The following is a 16,000-nucleotide window of genomic DNA, read 5'->3' as shown; positions in this document are numbered from 1 at the left end:
CGCTGGCGGCCAGCGCCGACTTCACTGCCAGGGATGCTTCTTTTCCCAACTCCAGGCGTGCGTCACGATCTGTTCCAGCGAGGCAAATTGCGGTTGCCAGCCAAGCAGGCTGTACGCCCTTTGGGGATCAGCCACCAGCCTTGGAGGATCACCCGCACGGCGTGGCGCATCGCTGACGGAGATCGCCTGGCCAGTGACACGACGCGCGGTATCTATCACTTCCTGTACCGAGAATCCCTGGCCATTGCCGAGGTTGAACGCCGTGCTTGCACCGCCGGTCACCAGGTAATCCACGGCCAGTGCGTGAGCGGCCGCCAGATCGGCGACATGGACGTAGTCGCGAATACAGGTGCCGTCAGGCGTGTCGTAATCGCGGCCATAGACGGTGATGCTCGCGCGCCGGCCGGAGGCGGCTTGCAGGATCAACGGCAGCAGGTGGGTTTCCGGTTCGTGGCGTTCACCCAGCTGTCCTTCAGGGTCTGCTCCGGCCGCGTTGAAGTAGCGCAGGCAAACCGACTTCAGCCCGTACGCGCGATCAAAATCTTCAAGCATCTGTTCCACCATCCACTTACTGCGACCATAAGGATTGATCGCCGCCTTGGGATGTTCTTCGTCGATGGGCACATACGCCGGGTCGCCATAAATGGCGGCAGTCGAGGAAAAGATGAAGCGCTTGACGTTCGCGCGAACCATGGCCTGTAGCAGCGTCAGCGTGGCGGCCAGGTTGTTCTGGTAATACTTGGCCGGTTCGGTGACGGATTCGGCAACCTGTATGAACGAGGCGAAGTGGAACACGGCATCGAAGTGGTGCGTGGCAAACAAGGTGTCCAGGGCCTGCGCGTCGGCGATGTCCAGTTCAACCAGTGTTCCGCCCGTCAAGGCGTCGCGATACCCCGTGGAAAAATTGTCCGCCACCACCAGCTCGTGACCTGTGCGCAGCAGATGCTTGACCATGTGCGAGCCGATATAACCTGCGCCGCCGACCACCAAAAAATTCATCCTGTCCTCCTGGAAACTGTTGCTGTGCAAACGCAGATTGTACCGTCAGTGTGCAGCGCTTTTTTTCATAAACAACCAATTGAAGGCCTGCACGCCGTCGAACTTGATCGTGTAGCGCCCGTCAACGTAGGTCGCGGGCACCTTCTTCATTTGGGCCTGCGTGCCTTGGGTGTACAGCGTCAGGCCTGGCGGCCCCTGAATGCTGAGCGTGCCCTCGAGCGGCTCGACGTAAAAAGGTGTTTTGTCATCGTCTTTGGGGATAGCACGAGTGCCCAGAGAAATCAGCAGATCCTGCGACCGACCGACAGGTGCGGCGTCCAGGCTTTGCACCACCACGCTGGCATTGGCGGTCTTCACTTGAACCTGGATGTTGCCCAGGCTGATCGACTCGCCACCGATCCAGCCGGTGACGGCCTGGGTGCGCGGCGTATTGATGGTGTAGATGCCTTGTTTCCAGTTGCGCTTGAGTTCGCCCGTATCGGTCGTGGACTCGCTGGCATTGGCGTCCAGCAACGATTGGTCAGGATCATGAAACACCTGCGCATTGCTCGGGATAATGCCCGGCTGCAACCAGGGCAGTTCCGGCGTCTGTGGCATGGCGATTTGCAGCTTGCCTTTCTCCATGGCGGTACGCAGCAGAACCGAGTTGGCCGGTGAGACGGGTTTGTTGAACAGGGTGTCGGGTGTCGGTGCGAAGACGTAAGTCGTGTTGGCTTCGCTGACGTCGGCACGGCGGTAGAGCAGGGCGGCGGCGGGCAGGGTCGCCAGCATCGCAGGGTCGTTGTAGGCGTGCCAGTTGTCGGCCGTTACCCAGCCGCCGTCGAGCGGCTGCTGGCTGTAGGCATATTGCATCAGCGCGTCCCAGCCCTGGTGGCTGGCGGTGCCGGCGACATAGAGGGGCAACGAGTGGCGGTCGGGTGTCGGGAACGGTTCGTTGTTCCACTCGGTGACGGTCAGCGGTTTGCCGGTGACCTGGCCAGCGCCCATCCAGTCGACGATCCCTTCGGTGGTGAGCGGGTTTTTCTCCAGCTGCCCGGAGCCGCCATAGCTGTGAACGTCGATGACGTCGCCCGCAGTCAGGGCCGGCAAGGAACTCAGGCCATCGCCGCCCCAACTGCTGGTGGTGGCAATGGGTACCTTCACGCCCAATTCGCGAAGATGCTGGATCATCTCTACGTTGAAATTCCGTTCCAGATCGTTAAGGAACAGCTTGGCGGGGCCATGCTCCCACGAGCGCCAGGTGAGGCTTGCCGATAGATTGTGCTGACTGGCAAAGGCATCCGCCCGGTTCTTGTAGAGCTCCCAGTGCCTGGGAACGCCCTTGTCTCGCAACAGGGCGTTGCCAAAGTGTTGAGTGACGTCATTTTCGTTGGTGATCAGCACGGCGGCGATTGCCGGATCATCTTTATAGGCGAGGCCGGTAAAGGGATTTACATGGGTCATGTAGGCTTCGGCGAAGCGTTTCATCGCCTGCTGAATGGTGATGTTCACATACGCGAAGCCCTTGAGGCTGGCATTGTTCTGCTCGTCTTTTGGCAGCTCGTCGAAGCCGAAAATGTTGTCTTTCGCCATCAGGGCTCGCTCGACGTGCATGTCGAGCCATACATAAATGCCTTCGTCTTTCAGGCACTTGATCCACCAGTCGATTTTTTTCAGCGATGCTGCGCTGAGTTGCTGAGTGTCCTGCGTTTGGTCGCGGTCACCAAAGATGTTGGGGCTGACCCAGGGGGAGTCATGGTGGTGCAGGCGGACGAGGTTGAAACCGAGCGCCGACAGGCGTTTGGCTTGTTGCTTGATTGCATCGTCGGACGTTCGGAACAGCGCATAGGACGTGATGTTGGTGCCCCAAAAGCGCGCCGGGGTGTTGTCCGCGAACAGCAGTTGTTCGCCGGACGCTTTGACGAAGCCGCGCTTGCCCGCAGGTTTTTCGCCTGCGTTGAGGAAGGACAGATCGACCGGAGAGGTTTTGATGTCGACCTTGTCATCTGGCCAGGTCTTCGGGTCCGTCAGGCCAAAACGCTCTGTCGTGGTGGGGCCGAGAACAATGTCGCCAGAAATGCTCAGGGTCGCTTTGACGTGTTGCTCGCCGGGTTTGATCGTGTTTTTGTAGAAGAAAGCACGTACCTCGGATGGGCTGCCGGGCTCAAAGTACACGCTCGCCAGCGCCGGCTCGAAACGCATCTCGATGCGTCGGCCTTGTGCGTTGCCCCACGACCAGCCGCGGTTACCGGGCAGCAATTGCGGCGTGCTCATTTCACCGGCGAAAAGGGCCGGGTCGAAATTGAAGACGATACCTCCACCCATCACGCCTGACTTCACGCTGTGTGCATTCAGGGCAAAGTCCCAGGTCAGTGTCTTTTCGTCTTCTTTCTGAATCTGCGCCGTAAGGTCGAAGTCCAGTGCTTTGTTCTGGCCTTCCAGGGTGTATTTGTAGGGGGCGTCGACCTTGAACCGGGTGCCGAAGAACGTCCAGTCCCAGTTACTCCCCCAGAAGGTAAATTTTGACGCCGCGACAGGGCTGCCGCCGCGCGTCAGCACGGGCAGGCCGCTGCGTTCATCGACACTGGCAACCCACTCCGAGGCCCAGGTACTGAACGGCCAAATGGCAACGCACAGGAGCGCCGGAAGCAGCATCGGAGTGCGGCGTAACAAAGTGGTCATTGGCATTACCGGAGTTGGAGGTGGGCACTCGCAGTGACTGCGATCGAAGTGTGCTTGAGCTTGCGAGCCATCTGGACATAGGCAACGCCCAGCCCGGCCACCGACCAATACACAATGGGGATGAACGTGATACTGCTGACCGTCACGATGGTCACCATGATCCCGGCCAGTGTCGCCAGGAGCGCGCGTCCGAGCCGGCGTCTTTCATCATCCTTGTCGGGGAACGAACGCATTGCCTTGCGGATACCCAGCAGAACCGTGACGAAAAAAGCCACGAACAGCGTCAACCCGACCAACCCGACCTGCAGCGCCACGTTGATGTAGGTGTTCACGATATCGATGATGCCCTGGCCCTGGATCATGGACTGCATTTCCGGCGTGCTGCGGAAGTCGAAAGCGCCGAACAAGGGGTTGCGCTGGATAACGATCATTGCGTTATCGAACAAACGTTGTCGGTACGTGATGTTCTCTACTTCGATGGTGCCGATGAACGGTAGCAGGTCCAGGAATTTTTGCCCGCCCGGCACGATGGCCAGCAAAGGAATAGCGAGCACGGCGGCGAGCGCCAGCAGCATCAAGCGTTTGGCAGCGCCGCGACCCGTGGCGATAAACGCTGTGATCATGACGACGGCGCCGATCCAGGGACCACGCGACAGCGGCGCGAACAGTCCGCCAGCCAGCAGGAGACCACCGAGCCGCCGCTGGAGCTTGCTGCGCACACCTTCCTGCAAAAACAGGTACAGGCCGAGGGCGACGCTGATGACAAACCCCAGCGCAATGGCCTGGCCAGTGGTGGCGCTCGCGCGCAATGAACCGCCACGGCTCAAGTACCCGGACATTTCCCATTGCATGCCCAGGGCGTCCGTCAGCGCGCTGTAGAGCAGCCAGCTGCGGGCAAATTCGAAGAGCCCGATAATGGACAGCACCATGGCGGCGAGGACAAACGCCAACAGGGCGTCCTTGAAGTCGCTGAGGTCTTTCAGGGCCCGGCTGGCGACGTAGTAAGGCAAAAAGACTTCGATGAACATGTAGGCCGTTTGGCGCAACGTGTCGGTGAGTGTCGTTTCGCGCAGCAACAGCAGGCTCGTCAGCACAAGGCCAGCGGTCAACAGTTTGTCAGGCCAGGTGCGCCCGAAAGGCAGCGTGTCCGATCGCCTGCGCAGCACGAAAAACGCGGGAAGCAAGACGCACAGGGACAGCAACCGGATATGGTTGAGATCAAAGAAATAGTTGATGACGCCCATGCCGGGAATCTGCGCCGACGCCGGCGGGACGAGAAACAGCAGCATGAAGAACAGTGCCATGGGATTGCGCTCGCGTTTCCGTGCGACCGTCAGCACCACAGCGGCAACCGCTGCATACACCCAGAAACTGTGCGCGAAAAAAACCAGCAGGGTCAAAACGAACCACAGATTGCGACGACGTGTGAAGTCGTTGTACGGAATCAGGTCCTTTGCCGGTCGACGGGCCAGGGTAAAAACGGTGCCGGCGAGGACCAGAATGACGATTAGCGCGCGTATGTGCTCAGGCATGAATTAATGCACTTATTGATTGGTGAGCGAAGCATAGTGGATTGCCTGATTGCGGCTATAGTAACGTTCGTGCAACAGAGTCCGGGATTGATGTTATGCCTTCAGTTGATATATCGCCATCGTTGAGCCTGCGCAAGCGAGCGATATTCGCCGGAGCCTGGAATCTCGGGGCACTTGTAACGTCTCAGGCCATGCGCCTGGGCGGCAACCTGATCATGGCTCGCCTGCTGATGCCGGAGATGTTCGGCATCATGATCATCGCCACCACCGTTTCGGTGATCATCCATTTGCTTTCCGATGTCGGCTTGCGCCAGAACATCATCCAGAGCCCGCGGGGTGACGACCCGGTATTTCTCAATACCGTGTGGACCGTGCAGATCGTGCGCGGTTTTGTTCTGTTTTCCACGACACTTCTGATCGCGGGCTTCGCCTGGTTTGCGCAGGCGATCCATCTGTGGTCGCCCGAATCCACCTATGGTGCACCCGAGTTGCCGCTGGTGTTGGCCGTTACCGGTTTGTCCGCGATCATCTATGGTTTTCAGTCGACAAAGGTCGACGTGGCCGTTCGCTCATTCCAGCAAAAGAAAGTCGTGCTCGCCGAGTTTGCGTCGCAGATTGCCGGCCTGGTGGTGATGCTGATTATCGGTTACTTCACCCGGTCTATCTGGTCGCTGGTGGGGGCGGGGCTGGTCTCCGCTCTGGTCAGCCTGCTTCTGGGACATTTCTGGTTTCCGGGGCCGCCTAACCGTCTGCTGTGGGATCGTAGTGCGCTCCAGGAGCTGGTCGTCTTCGGCCGATGGATATTGTTGTCTTCAGCAGTGGGCGTACTGGCCATGAATGGCGATCGCATCTGGTTCGGCGGCAGCATGTCGGCCGCCGAACTGGGTGTCTACTCCATTGCCGTGCTGATTCTGGGGGCTATTACACTCGGTGTGCAGAGGCTGGTTGGCGCCGTGGCGTTGCCAGCCTTCGGTGAAGCGGCAAGAAGCAATGACACCGCGCGGCTCCGCTCTTTGTATGACCGCTTCAAACTGATTGTCGACATCGCCTTGCTGTTTATCACTGGACTGTTGTGGGTCATCAGTCCTTTGATCATCCACTGGTTATACGACGAGCGCTATGCCGAGGCGGGCAGCATGATGGCCGTCCTTTCATTGTCTTTCTTCACCTTGCGTTATGGCATCGCGCATCAAGCGTGGCTGGCGCTGGGACTCACGAAGTACCAGGCCATGGATAACATTATTCGCGCCGTCTCGTTATGGGTGTTGCTGCCGGTGCTGCTGGCCATTGGCGGGGTGAAATACGCCATTTGGGGTGTCGCGCTGCATACGTTTCCTACACTTGTGCTAATTGTTTATGTGAACTGTCGTATAGGGCTGTTCGATCTCAAGCGTGAGCTGGTTGTGCTGCCAATGTTGCTGGTTGGGGTGTTGTGCGGGGAGTTGGTGCTGGGCATTGCCGAATGGCTTTGATTTGATCGATGTCACTTGCTGTTTTCAACGCCTTGGCGGAACGTCACCTTTCGGGGAGTGATGGGTTTGACGGGTCGCTGAAAATACAAACGCAATCTTAATGTTGTGGGGCTTTGAATCATGAGTGAACTTGATTTGAATACCTCTGTGATGGGGCGCAGAGACTTCCTCCAGGCGTTTGCGGTGTTGAGTCTGGGGGGGATGACATTTGGATTGTCCTCGTTCCTTGTTCCGCCTTCTTCTGAAAAAAACGGGTTTGTCGTCGTTAACGGCTGGGTGTTGCCTGCCCAGTATTTTCGGCAAACGCGCACATGATCAAAGATTACCAATCGCAGAAAGAACTGCGCGATCACTATGACTTCTGCATCATCGGGGCCGGGCCGGCGGGCATCACGCTGGCGTTGCGTCTGGCCGGTGATGGCCGGCGCGTGCTGCTTGTCGAGGGCGGGGGGCACGAATATTCACAATCCTCGCAAACCCTTTACAACTGCCCCTCGACAGGTCTGAATGTCTACGCTGAAGAAACACGCCTGCGGTTTCTCGGCGGCACGTCGAACCACTGGGCGGGGCGTTGCCGGCCCTTCGAAAAATCAGATTTCGACTGGGGCCCTCCGGTCAGCCTTCCTGGCTGGCCCATCAGATTTTCCGAGTTCGAACGCTATCTGCCAGCAGCCTTGGCCATTGTGGATCTCCCGTCGGATTCCGGATTCAAGACGATCAATGCGTCCATGGACGGCAACGACTTTGTAGCGGATCGTTTCCTGCTGAGTCCGCCGACGCGATTTGCACAAAAATACGCCAAGGATCTTCAAGAGACCGAGGGGATTGATGTCTTCATCAATTGCAACTGTGTCGATCTTGAATTTGATGACAAGACCGGCCGCATCGCCGCCATTGTTGTGTCCGATTACGATAGGCACCGAGAGCGAGTGAAGGCAAAACAGTTCATTCTGGCCACGGGCGCCATCGAGAATGCCAGGCAGCTGATGAACAGTGAGTCTTTGACAGCCGCCGGAGTCGTCAGCAAGGACAGTTTGGTCGGCAAATGTTTCATGGAACACCTGAACCTCGACCTGGGGACTTTCATCCTGGGGGAGGGGCAGAGTACAGAGCCTCGACAGTACTTCACGACCGATGCGTTTGTAGCGCAATATCAATCAGGCAAAGGAAATGTATCGGCATCGCTCCTGGCGCACGTGCAGGCCTATGGGCGAACGGCAGCCATCAAGGACTTTCTGGAGAACCTCGCCTGCGATGTAGGGTTGGCGCACAAGCTCGATTTCATTTCCCGCTTCAATTGTCCCGGGGATGGGGTGATCACCACGCTTATCGAACAATTTCCCAATCGAAACAGCGGCATCACGTTGCTTGATGAACGGGATGCATTGGGGGTGCGCAAGGTCAGCATCAATTGGGAAGTGGCACCCGAAGACAGGCGTACCATCAAGTGCATAGGGATGGAGGTGGCGAAGTGTTTTGCCGACACGGGGCTGGGCTTCGTCAAGCTGGAAGAGTGCGTGTATGACGTCTCTGTGCCACTGAAAGTGGCGCCCCACGCGCATCATATGGGAACCACACGGATGGCCTCGGCGCCTGAGTACGGAGTGGTCGACGAGAACTGCAAAGTGTTCGGCACCGATAATCTTTACGTCGCGGGCAGCAGTGTTTTCGCTACAGCCGGTGCGAGCAATCCGACCATGCCTCTTTTGCAGCTTGCCCTGAGGCTGGCAGACCATCTTAATCATCAAGCGGGCCCGGCGGGCAGGTATTCCTGATACTACAATCAAAAAAACTAGGGTGTTTCTGGCTCTGGCATGGATGAGAATCGCAGGATTTGTGAGGCTGACAGGATGATAAGGCTGGCAAGGCGTGCTGTAAGTTATTTCGTCAACAAAACGGGGCGGGGGCGCTGGATCTTTAAACGGTTTTGTAATCCTGACGGGTTCGAGTGGGCTCGATATCTGGCGCGCTGGGGATCGCTGTATTCCGTCGGCAGCAATGTGTGGATCAATGTCGGTTGCAATATCGCTGACCCTTCGCTAGTGCGCCTCGGCAACAACATCGCTTTATCGGATTGCACCCTGTTCTGTCACGATGGAGCCGTTTTCTTCTCCACTCTCTACAACGTAAAACTTGATTCTGTCGGCCCCGTCGACATCCGTGACAACTGTTTTATCGGGCATGGTGCGATCATCATGCCGTGCGTGACCATAGGTCCGGGTTCAATTGTCGCCGCAGGTGCTGTTATCAGGAAGGATGTCCCGCCGGGTGTCGTGGTCGGGGGCAATCCAGCGAGAGTTTTTTGCACCGTTGAAGACCTGATGAAAAAATTCGAGGCGCGTTGCAACGACTATCCGTGGATGGACCTCATCAGAGAGCGCACCGGTAGCTATGACCCAAGTCTGGAGTCGGCGCTTATGGAAATGCGAGTGGAATACTTTTTTGGCGAGCCACCAAAATGACCCGTACTCCCCTTGATGTACTGGTCGTCAACTACAACACGGCGACGCTGTTACAGCCGATGTTCGATGCATTGCGCCAGGCAAGCAGTGCGGATCCGACGCGCTATCTGGTCGTGGACAATGCCTCTGCCGATAATTCCCTGGAACGTCTGGAAAATGTTTGCCCAGAGGCATTGTTGCTGGCCAATGAAAACAATGTGGGTTTTGGCCGTGCCAACAATCAACTGGTTGAACACTTGCAGGGCAAGTACGCGTTGCTCATCAATACCGATGCCTTCGTTGCCGCCGACACCCTGAAAAAAACCCTCGACTACATGGAGGCGCATCCGGATTGCGGAGTCCTCGGCGTTCGGCTGGTTGGCCGGGAAGGCGATCTGCAACCCTCGTGTCGCTACTTTCCGACGCCGCTGAATGTCTTCCTCTCGCGCACCGGGCTTGAACGGTTTTTCCCGGTGGTGAAGAGGGTGGATGACATGGACTGGGATCACGCCTCGGTTCGAGAGTGTGACTGGGTACCTGGCTGCTATTACCTGATCCGCCGCGAAGTCATCGACCAGGTGGGGTTGTTCGATCCGCGCTACTTCCTTTATTACGAGGAGGTCGATCACTGCAAGCGCGTCAAGCAGGCCGGCTGGAAAGTGGTGTATTACCCCGACACCACGGTGGTGCATATCGGCGGTGAGAGTGCCAAGACGGTTGTCGAGCTCAATGCGGTCAGTCGACAGATACCCAAGATACAGATCGAAAGCGAACTGTTGTACTTCCGCAAGCACCACGGTCTGTTGGGGCTGGCTTGGCATATGTTCCTGGTTTGCCTGGGAGATCTGATTCTGGCGCTCAAGGCGTTATTGAAAGGTCGTGGCCGAGCCGCCATCGACGCGTGCTGGCAGCATGCGCGTGCCACCTGGGCGCTGCTGCGCGAGACCAAATTCGCCACCCAACCAACACGGTAGAGCCATTCATGTTCGAAAACATACGTGCGGACTTGCGTGCATACGCGGGTGATTGGGGGGCTCAGGGCTTCTGGGTGATGCTGGTTTATCGCTTCGGACGCTGGCGTTACGGCGTGCGTCCGGCGCTGTTGCGCAAGCTGCTCTCCTTTATCTACAAAGTCCTCTACAAACTGGTGCAGATCCTCACGGGCATCGAGCTGCCCTGTGAAGTCGTGATCGGACGCAACTTTGTCATCGATCATTTCGGCGGGATCATTATCAGTGGGTATGCGCAGTTCGGCGATGATTGCCGGATCCGCAATGGCGTGGTCGTAGGCCTGAAGAATGTGAATGAGCCGATCGCCCCGGTGATCGGCAACAACGTTGATATCGGCACCGGGGCCAAGGTGCTGGGTAATATCCGCATTGGCAACAATGTCGTGATTGGTGCCAATGCCGTGGTGCTGACCGATGTACCGGATGACTCGGTGGCAGTGGGCGTGCCCGCCATTATCAAGAGAAGGCAGTCGGCTGAAGCAACAGCATCCTCCCTGGACACTTCCGACTGCGACGCCAAGTGAACCCCATGGCGATCGGCATGGGGGTCGTTGTTATCGGTCGCAACGAGGGCCTGCGGCTTGAGCGCTGCCTGGTTTCGCTGGTGGGTGCGGCAGAGCAGGTGGTCTATGTCGACTCTGGATCAACGGACGATTCGGTGGAGATGACAAAGGCGCTCGGGGTCGAGGTGGTCGAGCTGGATATGTCGATCCCGTTTACGGCGGCCCGCGCTCGCAATGAAGGATTTGCCCGCCTGCAACGTCTGCTGCCGGCGATGCGCTACGTACAATTTGTCGACGGTGATTGCGAGGTTGTCGAAGGCTGGTTGTCCCGGGCACAGGACTTTCTCGATACCCGGCCTGACGTGGCGGTGGTCTGTGGGCGGCGCCGCGAACGATTTCCACAGCGCTCGATTTACAACTTGTTGTGCGACCTCGAATGGGACACGCCGATAGGCGAGGCCAAGGCCTGTGGTGGCGATGCGTTGATGCGGGCGGATGCCTTCGCCGCAGCGTCGGGGTTTCGAGCGGACCTGATCGCCGGGGAAGAGCCCGAATTGTGTGTGCGCCTGCGGGCGAATGGATGGAAGGTCTGGCGTCTGGCTGAGGAAATGACCTTGCACGATGCGGCCATGACCCGCTTCGGCCAGTGGTGGCGGCGTACATTGCGCGGCGGACATGCCTTTGCCGAAGGTGCTTTTTTACATGGGGCTGCACCGGAGAAACATTGGCTGCGGGAGTCGCGTCGTGCCTGGTTCTGGGGCCTGGGCGTGCCACTGGCGACGGTGATCGCACTGTTGATGCTGGGCTGGTCAGGGCTGCTTCTGCTGCTGGTCTACCCGTTGCAAGTCGTGCGCCTGGCTCGTCGAGGCGGTAGATCAAAGCGCGAAAACTGGCTGCTGGCTTTATTCCTCGTGCTGGGAAAATTTCCCGAAATGCTCGGGCAAGCCAAGTTTCTTCTGAACAGATTCGGCACCGGCAAAACCGCGTTGATCGAATACAAGTGAGACGTCCATGAATAATTGGCTGCTACTGAAGAGCGTGTTTACCTTGCATGCGGGCTATTCGTTAAGAGCCTTGAAAAACAAGCTTAAATTATTGGTTTTGATTGGGAAGAACTGGTCGGGGCTCAATGTGTTTTTGGGGCGCATGTCGAACGCCCTGGGCAAGTCCGGTATTGAGAAGTTGGGGGCAGATTGTGTCGGTGTCGTTCATTGGCCCTACATCAGTAAAAACTGGAGCGCTCAGGACCGATTGGATGTGCTGGCTTCGCATTACGAAGTCATCACAAAAAGCTGCCCGCAATTATTGCTTTCCGGGCGAAGCGAACGTCTGGTGTTGAGTGACTTGTCGGAATATTCCGCGGGTTGTTTCCTGGTGCTGGACCGTCCTACATGGTTCATGCGGGAAGGGGAGCTGGTACTGAATTTGTTTCAGGGGGATCTGCGCATCGCCTCCATCGCGTTCTCCTTGTGCCGAACGGACACTGAGTTGTGTATTTTTATCGGCGCCGTTCAAGGGATACACAAAGGCGTGGAGAGTGATCTGTCGTTGAGCATCTACAGGGACCTGACAAAAGATTTTGAAGGTCTGCGGCCAAGAAGCTTTCTGATCGAAGTGATCAAATACCTTGCCATCAACCTTGGCGTTGAAAAAATCTATGCGGTAGGGGATGGGTATCGCCACCATCGTCACCCGTATTTCGGTACTGAAAAGGCTCAGGATCTGGCGGCAAATTACGACGTGATCTGGCTGGAGCACGGCGCGACGCCTTCGCAGCGCGAGGACTTTTTCGAGATTCCCATGGAGCCGTCCAGAAAACCGCTCGACAGTATCGTCGCAAAAAAACGTGCCATGTACCGCCGACGCTATGAGCTTCTGGATGACACCTTCAGAAGGATAGACAGCGTGTTGTCAGCCAGTTACAGCAAGCGCCGTGACGTACCTGATCGCTGTACGACGGTGGAATCACCTGCAGCAATAACCCTCCGCAACGACAACTAAGCCTGGGTTCCTATGCGCATTGCTTATTTCATCAATCAGTACCCCAAGGTCAGCCATAGCTTCATTCGTCGCGAGATTCTGGCGGTGGAACGTCAGGGTTTTGAGGTGCAGCGTATTGCGCTGCGTGGCTGGGATGCCGAGTTGGTGGATGCCGAGGACGTGTCCGAGCGCGATAAAACCCGGTATGTCTTGCAGGACGGAATAAAAGGGTTGTTGGGTCCCGCGCTGCAGGTATTGCGCGCCCAGCCACGCCGCTTCTTTTCGGCACTCTGGCTGGCGTTACGCATGGGCCGGCGTGCTGATCGCGCCTGGCCGTATCACCTGGTTTACCTGCTCGAAGCCTGTCGCCTGCTGACCTGGTTGCAGGCGTTCGGCGCGAGGCATGTGCATGCGCATTTCGGCACTAACTCCACCGAGGTGGTAATGCTGGCCAACGCGCTCGGCGGGCCAGCGTACAGTTTTACCGTGCACGGTCCGGAAGAGTTCGACAAACCGCAGTTCATTCATCTGGGCGAGAAAGTACGGCGCGCGGCGTTTGTCGCGGCCATCAGTTCTTATGGCCGCAGCCAGTTGTTTCGCTGGGTGGATCATTCGCACTGGGCAAAAGTAAAAGTGGTGCATTGCGGCCTGGAGCGGAGCTTTCACGATGTGACGCCGGTGGCGGTGCCTGCCGTGCCGCGTCTGGTTTGTGTCGGTCGCTTGTGTGAGCAAAAGGGTCAGTTGCTGTTGCTGGAGGCCGCGCGTCTGTTGGCCGCGCAAGCCGTGGAGTTCGAAATCGTACTGGCTGGCGATGGGGAAATGCGTGGGCAAATCGAGGCCCTGATTGCACAGTATGGCTTGCAGTCGAAGGTACGCATTACCGGCTGGATCAGCAGCGACCAGGTGCGTACGGAAATTCTTGCCGCGCGCGCCCTGGTACTGCCCAGCTTTGCCGAGGGCCTGCCGGTGGTCATCATGGAAGCCATGGCCTTGCGCCGGCCGGTGTTGACGACTTATGTGGCGGGCATTCCCGAGCTCGTGCGCCAGGGCGAGAACGGCTGGCTGTTTCCCGCCGGCGAAGTGGAGGCGCTGGCCGCGGCGATGGCGGACTGCCTCGCGCAACCTGTCGAGGTGTTGCAGCGGATGGGCGAAGCGGCCTGGCAGCGGGTGGTGGAACGCCACGATATCGATACCGAAGCAGCCAGGTTGGCTGATTTATTCAAGGCACAAGCATGATCACGTTACTGGGTTGGCTGTTCAGCGCACTGCTGGTGCTCATCGTCCCGCCGGTATTGGTGTTGTCTGCCCAGGTGTTGCTGGCCTGTCTGCCTGCGCGGTCACGTCCGTTGACGCCGGGACCGCGGCCGAGGGTGGCGGTGCTGGTGCCGGCGCACAATGAATCCTCACTCATCGTTGCGACGCTGGACAGCATCCGGCCGCAGCTGCGGGAAGGCGATCGCCTGTTGGTGGTGGCGGACAACTGTTCTGACGACACCGCAGCGCTGGCCCGCGCCGCGGGTGCCGAGGTGGTGGAACGTCGCAACGAGCAGCAGCGTGGCAAGGGGTATGCGCTGGACTTTGGGGTGCGCCATCTGGCGATCGACGCGCCGGACGTCATGATCATTGTCGATGCCGACTCCCTGGTGAGTGAAGGCTCGATCGAGCGTCTCGCCGTGTGTTGCATCAACTCGGGGCGGCCAGCGCAGGCACTGTATCTAATGCATGCTCCAGCGGGTTCCGGGTTGAAAGTGCAGCTTGCCGAGTTCGCCTGGTGTGTGAAAAACCGAGTGCGGCCGCAAGGTTGGGCACGGCTTGGCTTGCCTTGTTCATTAATGGGCTCGGGCATGGCTTTCGTCTGGAAGGACCTGGCTTTGGTCGATCTCGCCAGCGGTCATATCGTCGAAGATCTGAAGATGGGTCTGGATTTTTGTCGAAGCGGCAAGCCGCCTTTGTTTTGTCCCGATGGGCTGGTCACCAGTTATTTTCCGCGCAGTGACGAAGGCTTGAGTATCCAGCGTAAGCGTTGGGAACACGGTCATCTGGGGGTCATCCTGGGTGATGCGCCAAAGTTGATGGTAGAGGCGATCACCCGGCGTAACGGGAGCCTGTTAGCGATGACGCTGGATTTGCTGGTGCCTCCGCTGGCCTTGCTGACGTTGGTTCTGGCCGCAGCCTTTATCCTCTCATGGCTGGTGTTTTTGCTGGGCGGAGCATTGGCGCCCGCAGTGATCGCTTCGCTGGGGATGGCGCTGTTGGGAGGGACTGTCCTGCTGGCGTGGAGTCGCTTCGGTCGGGGGATCATCGCTTTTTCGACACTGTTGTATGCGCCGTTCTACGCGTTAAAAAAAATCCCCCTGTACATCGGCTTTATTCTGAAGCGTCAGGTTGAGTGGGTGCGGTCGAAGAGGGACGATAATTAATGCACGCTTTGTCCTGGCAACACCGTTGGCAAACGATTACCCGAAAACTCAGGGTGGTCAGCGACGTTGATGATGAGCAACGATTGATTGAGGTGTTGTCCAGACCTGAAGGGACGACCGTGCTCGGATTCGCCAATGCCCATGCCATGAACCTGGTGGCAGCCAATACCGATTACCATAGCGCGCTGCTCTCGGCGGACGTGCTGCTGCGCGATGGCTCCGGCCTGGCCATCCTGTTTCGTCGCCTCGGACTGGAACCGGGACTGAATATGAACGGCACCGATTTCATCCCCAAACTGCTGGCCGCTTACAAGGGCCGGCGTGTGGCTTTCTGGGGGACTGAAGAGCCTTTTCTGACCCATGCCGTGCGGCACAGCGAAGCGCAATTTGCGGTCAATGTTGTCTCTGCGCATCATGGCTTCGCGCCAGTGGATACCTACATCAACCTTGCCCGGGAGTTTCAGCCGGAACTGGTTGTGCTGGGGATGGGCATGCCCAAGCAAGAAGCCGTTGCTGCCAGGCTGGCCGACAGCGGCGTGCCCTGTCTTGTCGTGTGCGGCGGGGCGATCCTGGACTTTCTGGGCGGCAAGGTGACTCGCGCTCCGCAATGGGTGCGTCGTATCGGTTGCGAATGGGTGTTCAGACTCATCACTGAGCCAAAGCGACTCTTCCGTCGTTATGTGATGGGCAACCCGCTGTTTCTACTGCGTACTTTGATCTTCAGGCAAGCCTGACTCAACAGGTCTTTTGATACCTGGCTCAAGCTTTTCCGGCGCCATAAAAACAGCGTCTGAAATATCTTGCAAAACTTCGGCGTTACACCTTTACTCATGTTGAAGTTTACTTGACGGGTGTGCTTGAGGTTGTTTGCTTCATTAAGATTGGCGTCAACAAAATGTTGTCGAACAATCTTGAGTTCCAGGGAAGGAGTGGCGAGTTTTTCGCAAGAAGAAGGGTGGCAGGCTCAAAGTGGATGACGGAT

At 57.9% G+C, this 16,000-nt stretch carries 14 protein-coding genes; 11 read left to right on the top strand and 3 right to left on the bottom strand.

All coding sequences use genetic code 11. From position 1 onward, the window contains the following. Positions 1-21 precede the first annotated feature (21 nt). The 3 genes from galE to ACM6I5_RS12885 are packed head-to-tail and all read right to left on the bottom strand — an operon-like array spanning position 22 to position 5,192. A complete protein-coding gene (galE, locus tag ACM6I5_RS12895; protein ID WP_414884005.1) occupies positions 22-999 on the bottom strand; it encodes a UDP-glucose 4-epimerase GalE in 978 nt (325 codons plus the stop codon). A 45-nt stretch (positions 1,000-1,044) separates the two neighbouring features. Next, the gene (locus ACM6I5_RS12890) at positions 1,045-3,660 is read right to left on the bottom strand and encodes a cellulase family glycosylhydrolase (RefSeq protein ID WP_414884004.1); all 2,616 of its coding nucleotides are present in this window, start codon (positions 3,658-3,660) and stop codon (positions 1,045-1,047) included. A 5-nt stretch (positions 3,661-3,665) separates the two neighbouring features. Next, positions 3,666-5,192 carry an O-antigen ligase family protein gene (locus ACM6I5_RS12885; RefSeq protein ID WP_017338057.1) on the bottom strand — a complete coding sequence of 509 codons (1,527 nt, stop codon included), beginning with the start codon at positions 5,190-5,192 and terminating at the stop codon, positions 3,666-3,668. 95 nt (positions 5,193-5,287) lie between these two features. On the opposite strand from ACM6I5_RS12885, the gene ACM6I5_RS12880 reads away from it, so the two are divergent. The 11 genes from ACM6I5_RS12880 to ACM6I5_RS12830 all read left to right on the top strand — a co-directional run bounded on the left by ACM6I5_RS12880 (position 5,288) and on the right by ACM6I5_RS12830 (position 15,752). After that, positions 5,288-6,664 (top strand): oligosaccharide flippase family protein, encoded by a 1,377-nt coding sequence (locus ACM6I5_RS12880; RefSeq protein WP_414884003.1) that lies wholly within the window; start codon positions 5,288-5,290, stop codon positions 6,662-6,664. 120 nt (positions 6,665-6,784) lie between these two features. Then, positions 6,785-6,979 (top strand): hypothetical protein, encoded by a 195-nt coding sequence (locus tag ACM6I5_RS12875; protein ID WP_414878921.1) that lies wholly within the window; start codon positions 6,785-6,787, stop codon positions 6,977-6,979. Continuing rightward, a complete protein-coding gene (locus ACM6I5_RS12870; RefSeq protein WP_414884002.1) occupies positions 6,976-8,439 on the top strand; it encodes a GMC oxidoreductase in 1,464 nt (487 codons plus the stop codon). Before ACM6I5_RS12875 ends, ACM6I5_RS12870 begins: the two co-directional genes overlap by 4 nt. Positions 8,440-8,514: 75 nt before the next feature. After that, a complete protein-coding gene (locus tag ACM6I5_RS12865) occupies positions 8,515-9,126 on the top strand; it encodes an acyltransferase (RefSeq protein WP_414884016.1) in 612 nt (203 codons plus the stop codon). Continuing rightward, the gene (locus ACM6I5_RS12860) at positions 9,123-10,079 is read left to right on the top strand and encodes a glycosyltransferase family 2 protein (RefSeq protein ID WP_414884001.1); all 957 of its coding nucleotides are present in this window, start codon (positions 9,123-9,125) and stop codon (positions 10,077-10,079) included. Before ACM6I5_RS12865 ends, ACM6I5_RS12860 begins: the two co-directional genes overlap by 4 nt. 8 nt (positions 10,080-10,087) lie before the next feature. Then, positions 10,088-10,639: a serine O-acetyltransferase gene (locus tag ACM6I5_RS12855; RefSeq protein WP_414884000.1), complete on the top strand. Its 552-nt coding sequence runs from the start codon at positions 10,088-10,090 to the stop codon at positions 10,637-10,639. A gap of 5 nt (positions 10,640-10,644) precedes the next feature. Continuing rightward, positions 10,645-11,622, top strand: coding sequence for a glycosyltransferase family 2 protein (locus ACM6I5_RS12850; protein ID WP_414883999.1), 978 nt, complete (start codon positions 10,645-10,647; stop codon positions 11,620-11,622). Between the two features lie 7 nt (positions 11,623-11,629). Further along, positions 11,630-12,619 (top strand): DUF535 family protein, encoded by a 990-nt coding sequence (locus ACM6I5_RS12845; protein WP_414883998.1) that lies wholly within the window; start codon positions 11,630-11,632, stop codon positions 12,617-12,619. A 12-nt stretch (positions 12,620-12,631) separates the two neighbouring features. Further along, positions 12,632-13,834 (top strand): glycosyltransferase family 4 protein, encoded by a 1,203-nt coding sequence (locus tag ACM6I5_RS12840; protein ID WP_414878926.1) that lies wholly within the window; start codon positions 12,632-12,634, stop codon positions 13,832-13,834. Next, positions 13,831-15,018, top strand: coding sequence for a glycosyltransferase family 2 protein (locus ACM6I5_RS12835; RefSeq protein WP_414883997.1), 1,188 nt, complete (start codon positions 13,831-13,833; stop codon positions 15,016-15,018). The genes ACM6I5_RS12840 and ACM6I5_RS12835 overlap by 4 nt, the downstream gene beginning before the upstream one ends. Further along, on the top strand, positions 15,018-15,752 hold the full coding sequence (locus ACM6I5_RS12830; RefSeq protein ID WP_017338067.1) for a WecB/TagA/CpsF family glycosyltransferase: 735 nt from the start codon (positions 15,018-15,020) through the stop codon (positions 15,750-15,752). The genes ACM6I5_RS12835 and ACM6I5_RS12830 overlap by 1 nt, the downstream gene beginning before the upstream one ends. Positions 15,753-16,000: the final 248 nt, after the last annotated feature.

The sequence above is a fragment of the Pseudomonas sp. IT-P171 genome (assembly GCF_949767765.1).
Taxonomy (GTDB): domain Bacteria; phylum Pseudomonadota; class Gammaproteobacteria; order Pseudomonadales; family Pseudomonadaceae; genus Aquipseudomonas; species Aquipseudomonas fluorescens_B.
Note: the sequence above shows the minus strand (reverse complement) of the source record. Positions and strands in the feature narration are given on the sequence as shown.

Coding starts and splice junctions, on each gene's coding strand:
- ACM6I5_RS12835 (WP_414883997.1), top strand. CDS start 13,831: ATGATCACGTTACTGGGTTGGCTGTTCAGCGCACTGCTGGTGCTCATC.
- ACM6I5_RS12830 (WP_017338067.1), top strand. CDS start 15,018: ATGCACGCTTTGTCCTGGCAACACCGTTGGCAAACGATTACCCGAAAA.
- ACM6I5_RS12855 (WP_414884000.1), top strand. CDS start 10,088: ATGTTCGAAAACATACGTGCGGACTTGCGTGCATACGCGGGTGATTGG.
- ACM6I5_RS12865 (WP_414884016.1), top strand. CDS start 8,515: ATGATAAGGCTGGCAAGGCGTGCTGTAAGTTATTTCGTCAACAAAACG.
- ACM6I5_RS12885 (WP_017338057.1), bottom strand. CDS start 5,192: ATGCCTGAGCACATACGCGCGCTAATCGTCATTCTGGTCCTCGCCGGC.
- ACM6I5_RS12875 (WP_414878921.1), top strand. CDS start 6,785: ATGAGTGAACTTGATTTGAATACCTCTGTGATGGGGCGCAGAGACTTC.
- ACM6I5_RS12845 (WP_414883998.1), top strand. CDS start 11,630: ATGAATAATTGGCTGCTACTGAAGAGCGTGTTTACCTTGCATGCGGGC.
- ACM6I5_RS12840 (WP_414878926.1), top strand. CDS start 12,632: ATGCGCATTGCTTATTTCATCAATCAGTACCCCAAGGTCAGCCATAGC.
- galE (WP_414884005.1), bottom strand. CDS start 999: ATGAATTTTTTGGTGGTCGGCGGCGCAGGTTATATCGGCTCGCACATG.
- ACM6I5_RS12850 (WP_414883999.1), top strand. CDS start 10,645: ATGGCGATCGGCATGGGGGTCGTTGTTATCGGTCGCAACGAGGGCCTG.
- ACM6I5_RS12870 (WP_414884002.1), top strand. CDS start 6,976: ATGATCAAAGATTACCAATCGCAGAAAGAACTGCGCGATCACTATGAC.
- ACM6I5_RS12860 (WP_414884001.1), top strand. CDS start 9,123: ATGACCCGTACTCCCCTTGATGTACTGGTCGTCAACTACAACACGGCG.
- ACM6I5_RS12890 (WP_414884004.1), bottom strand. CDS start 3,660: ATGACCACTTTGTTACGCCGCACTCCGATGCTGCTTCCGGCGCTCCTG.
- ACM6I5_RS12880 (WP_414884003.1), top strand. CDS start 5,288: ATGCCTTCAGTTGATATATCGCCATCGTTGAGCCTGCGCAAGCGAGCG.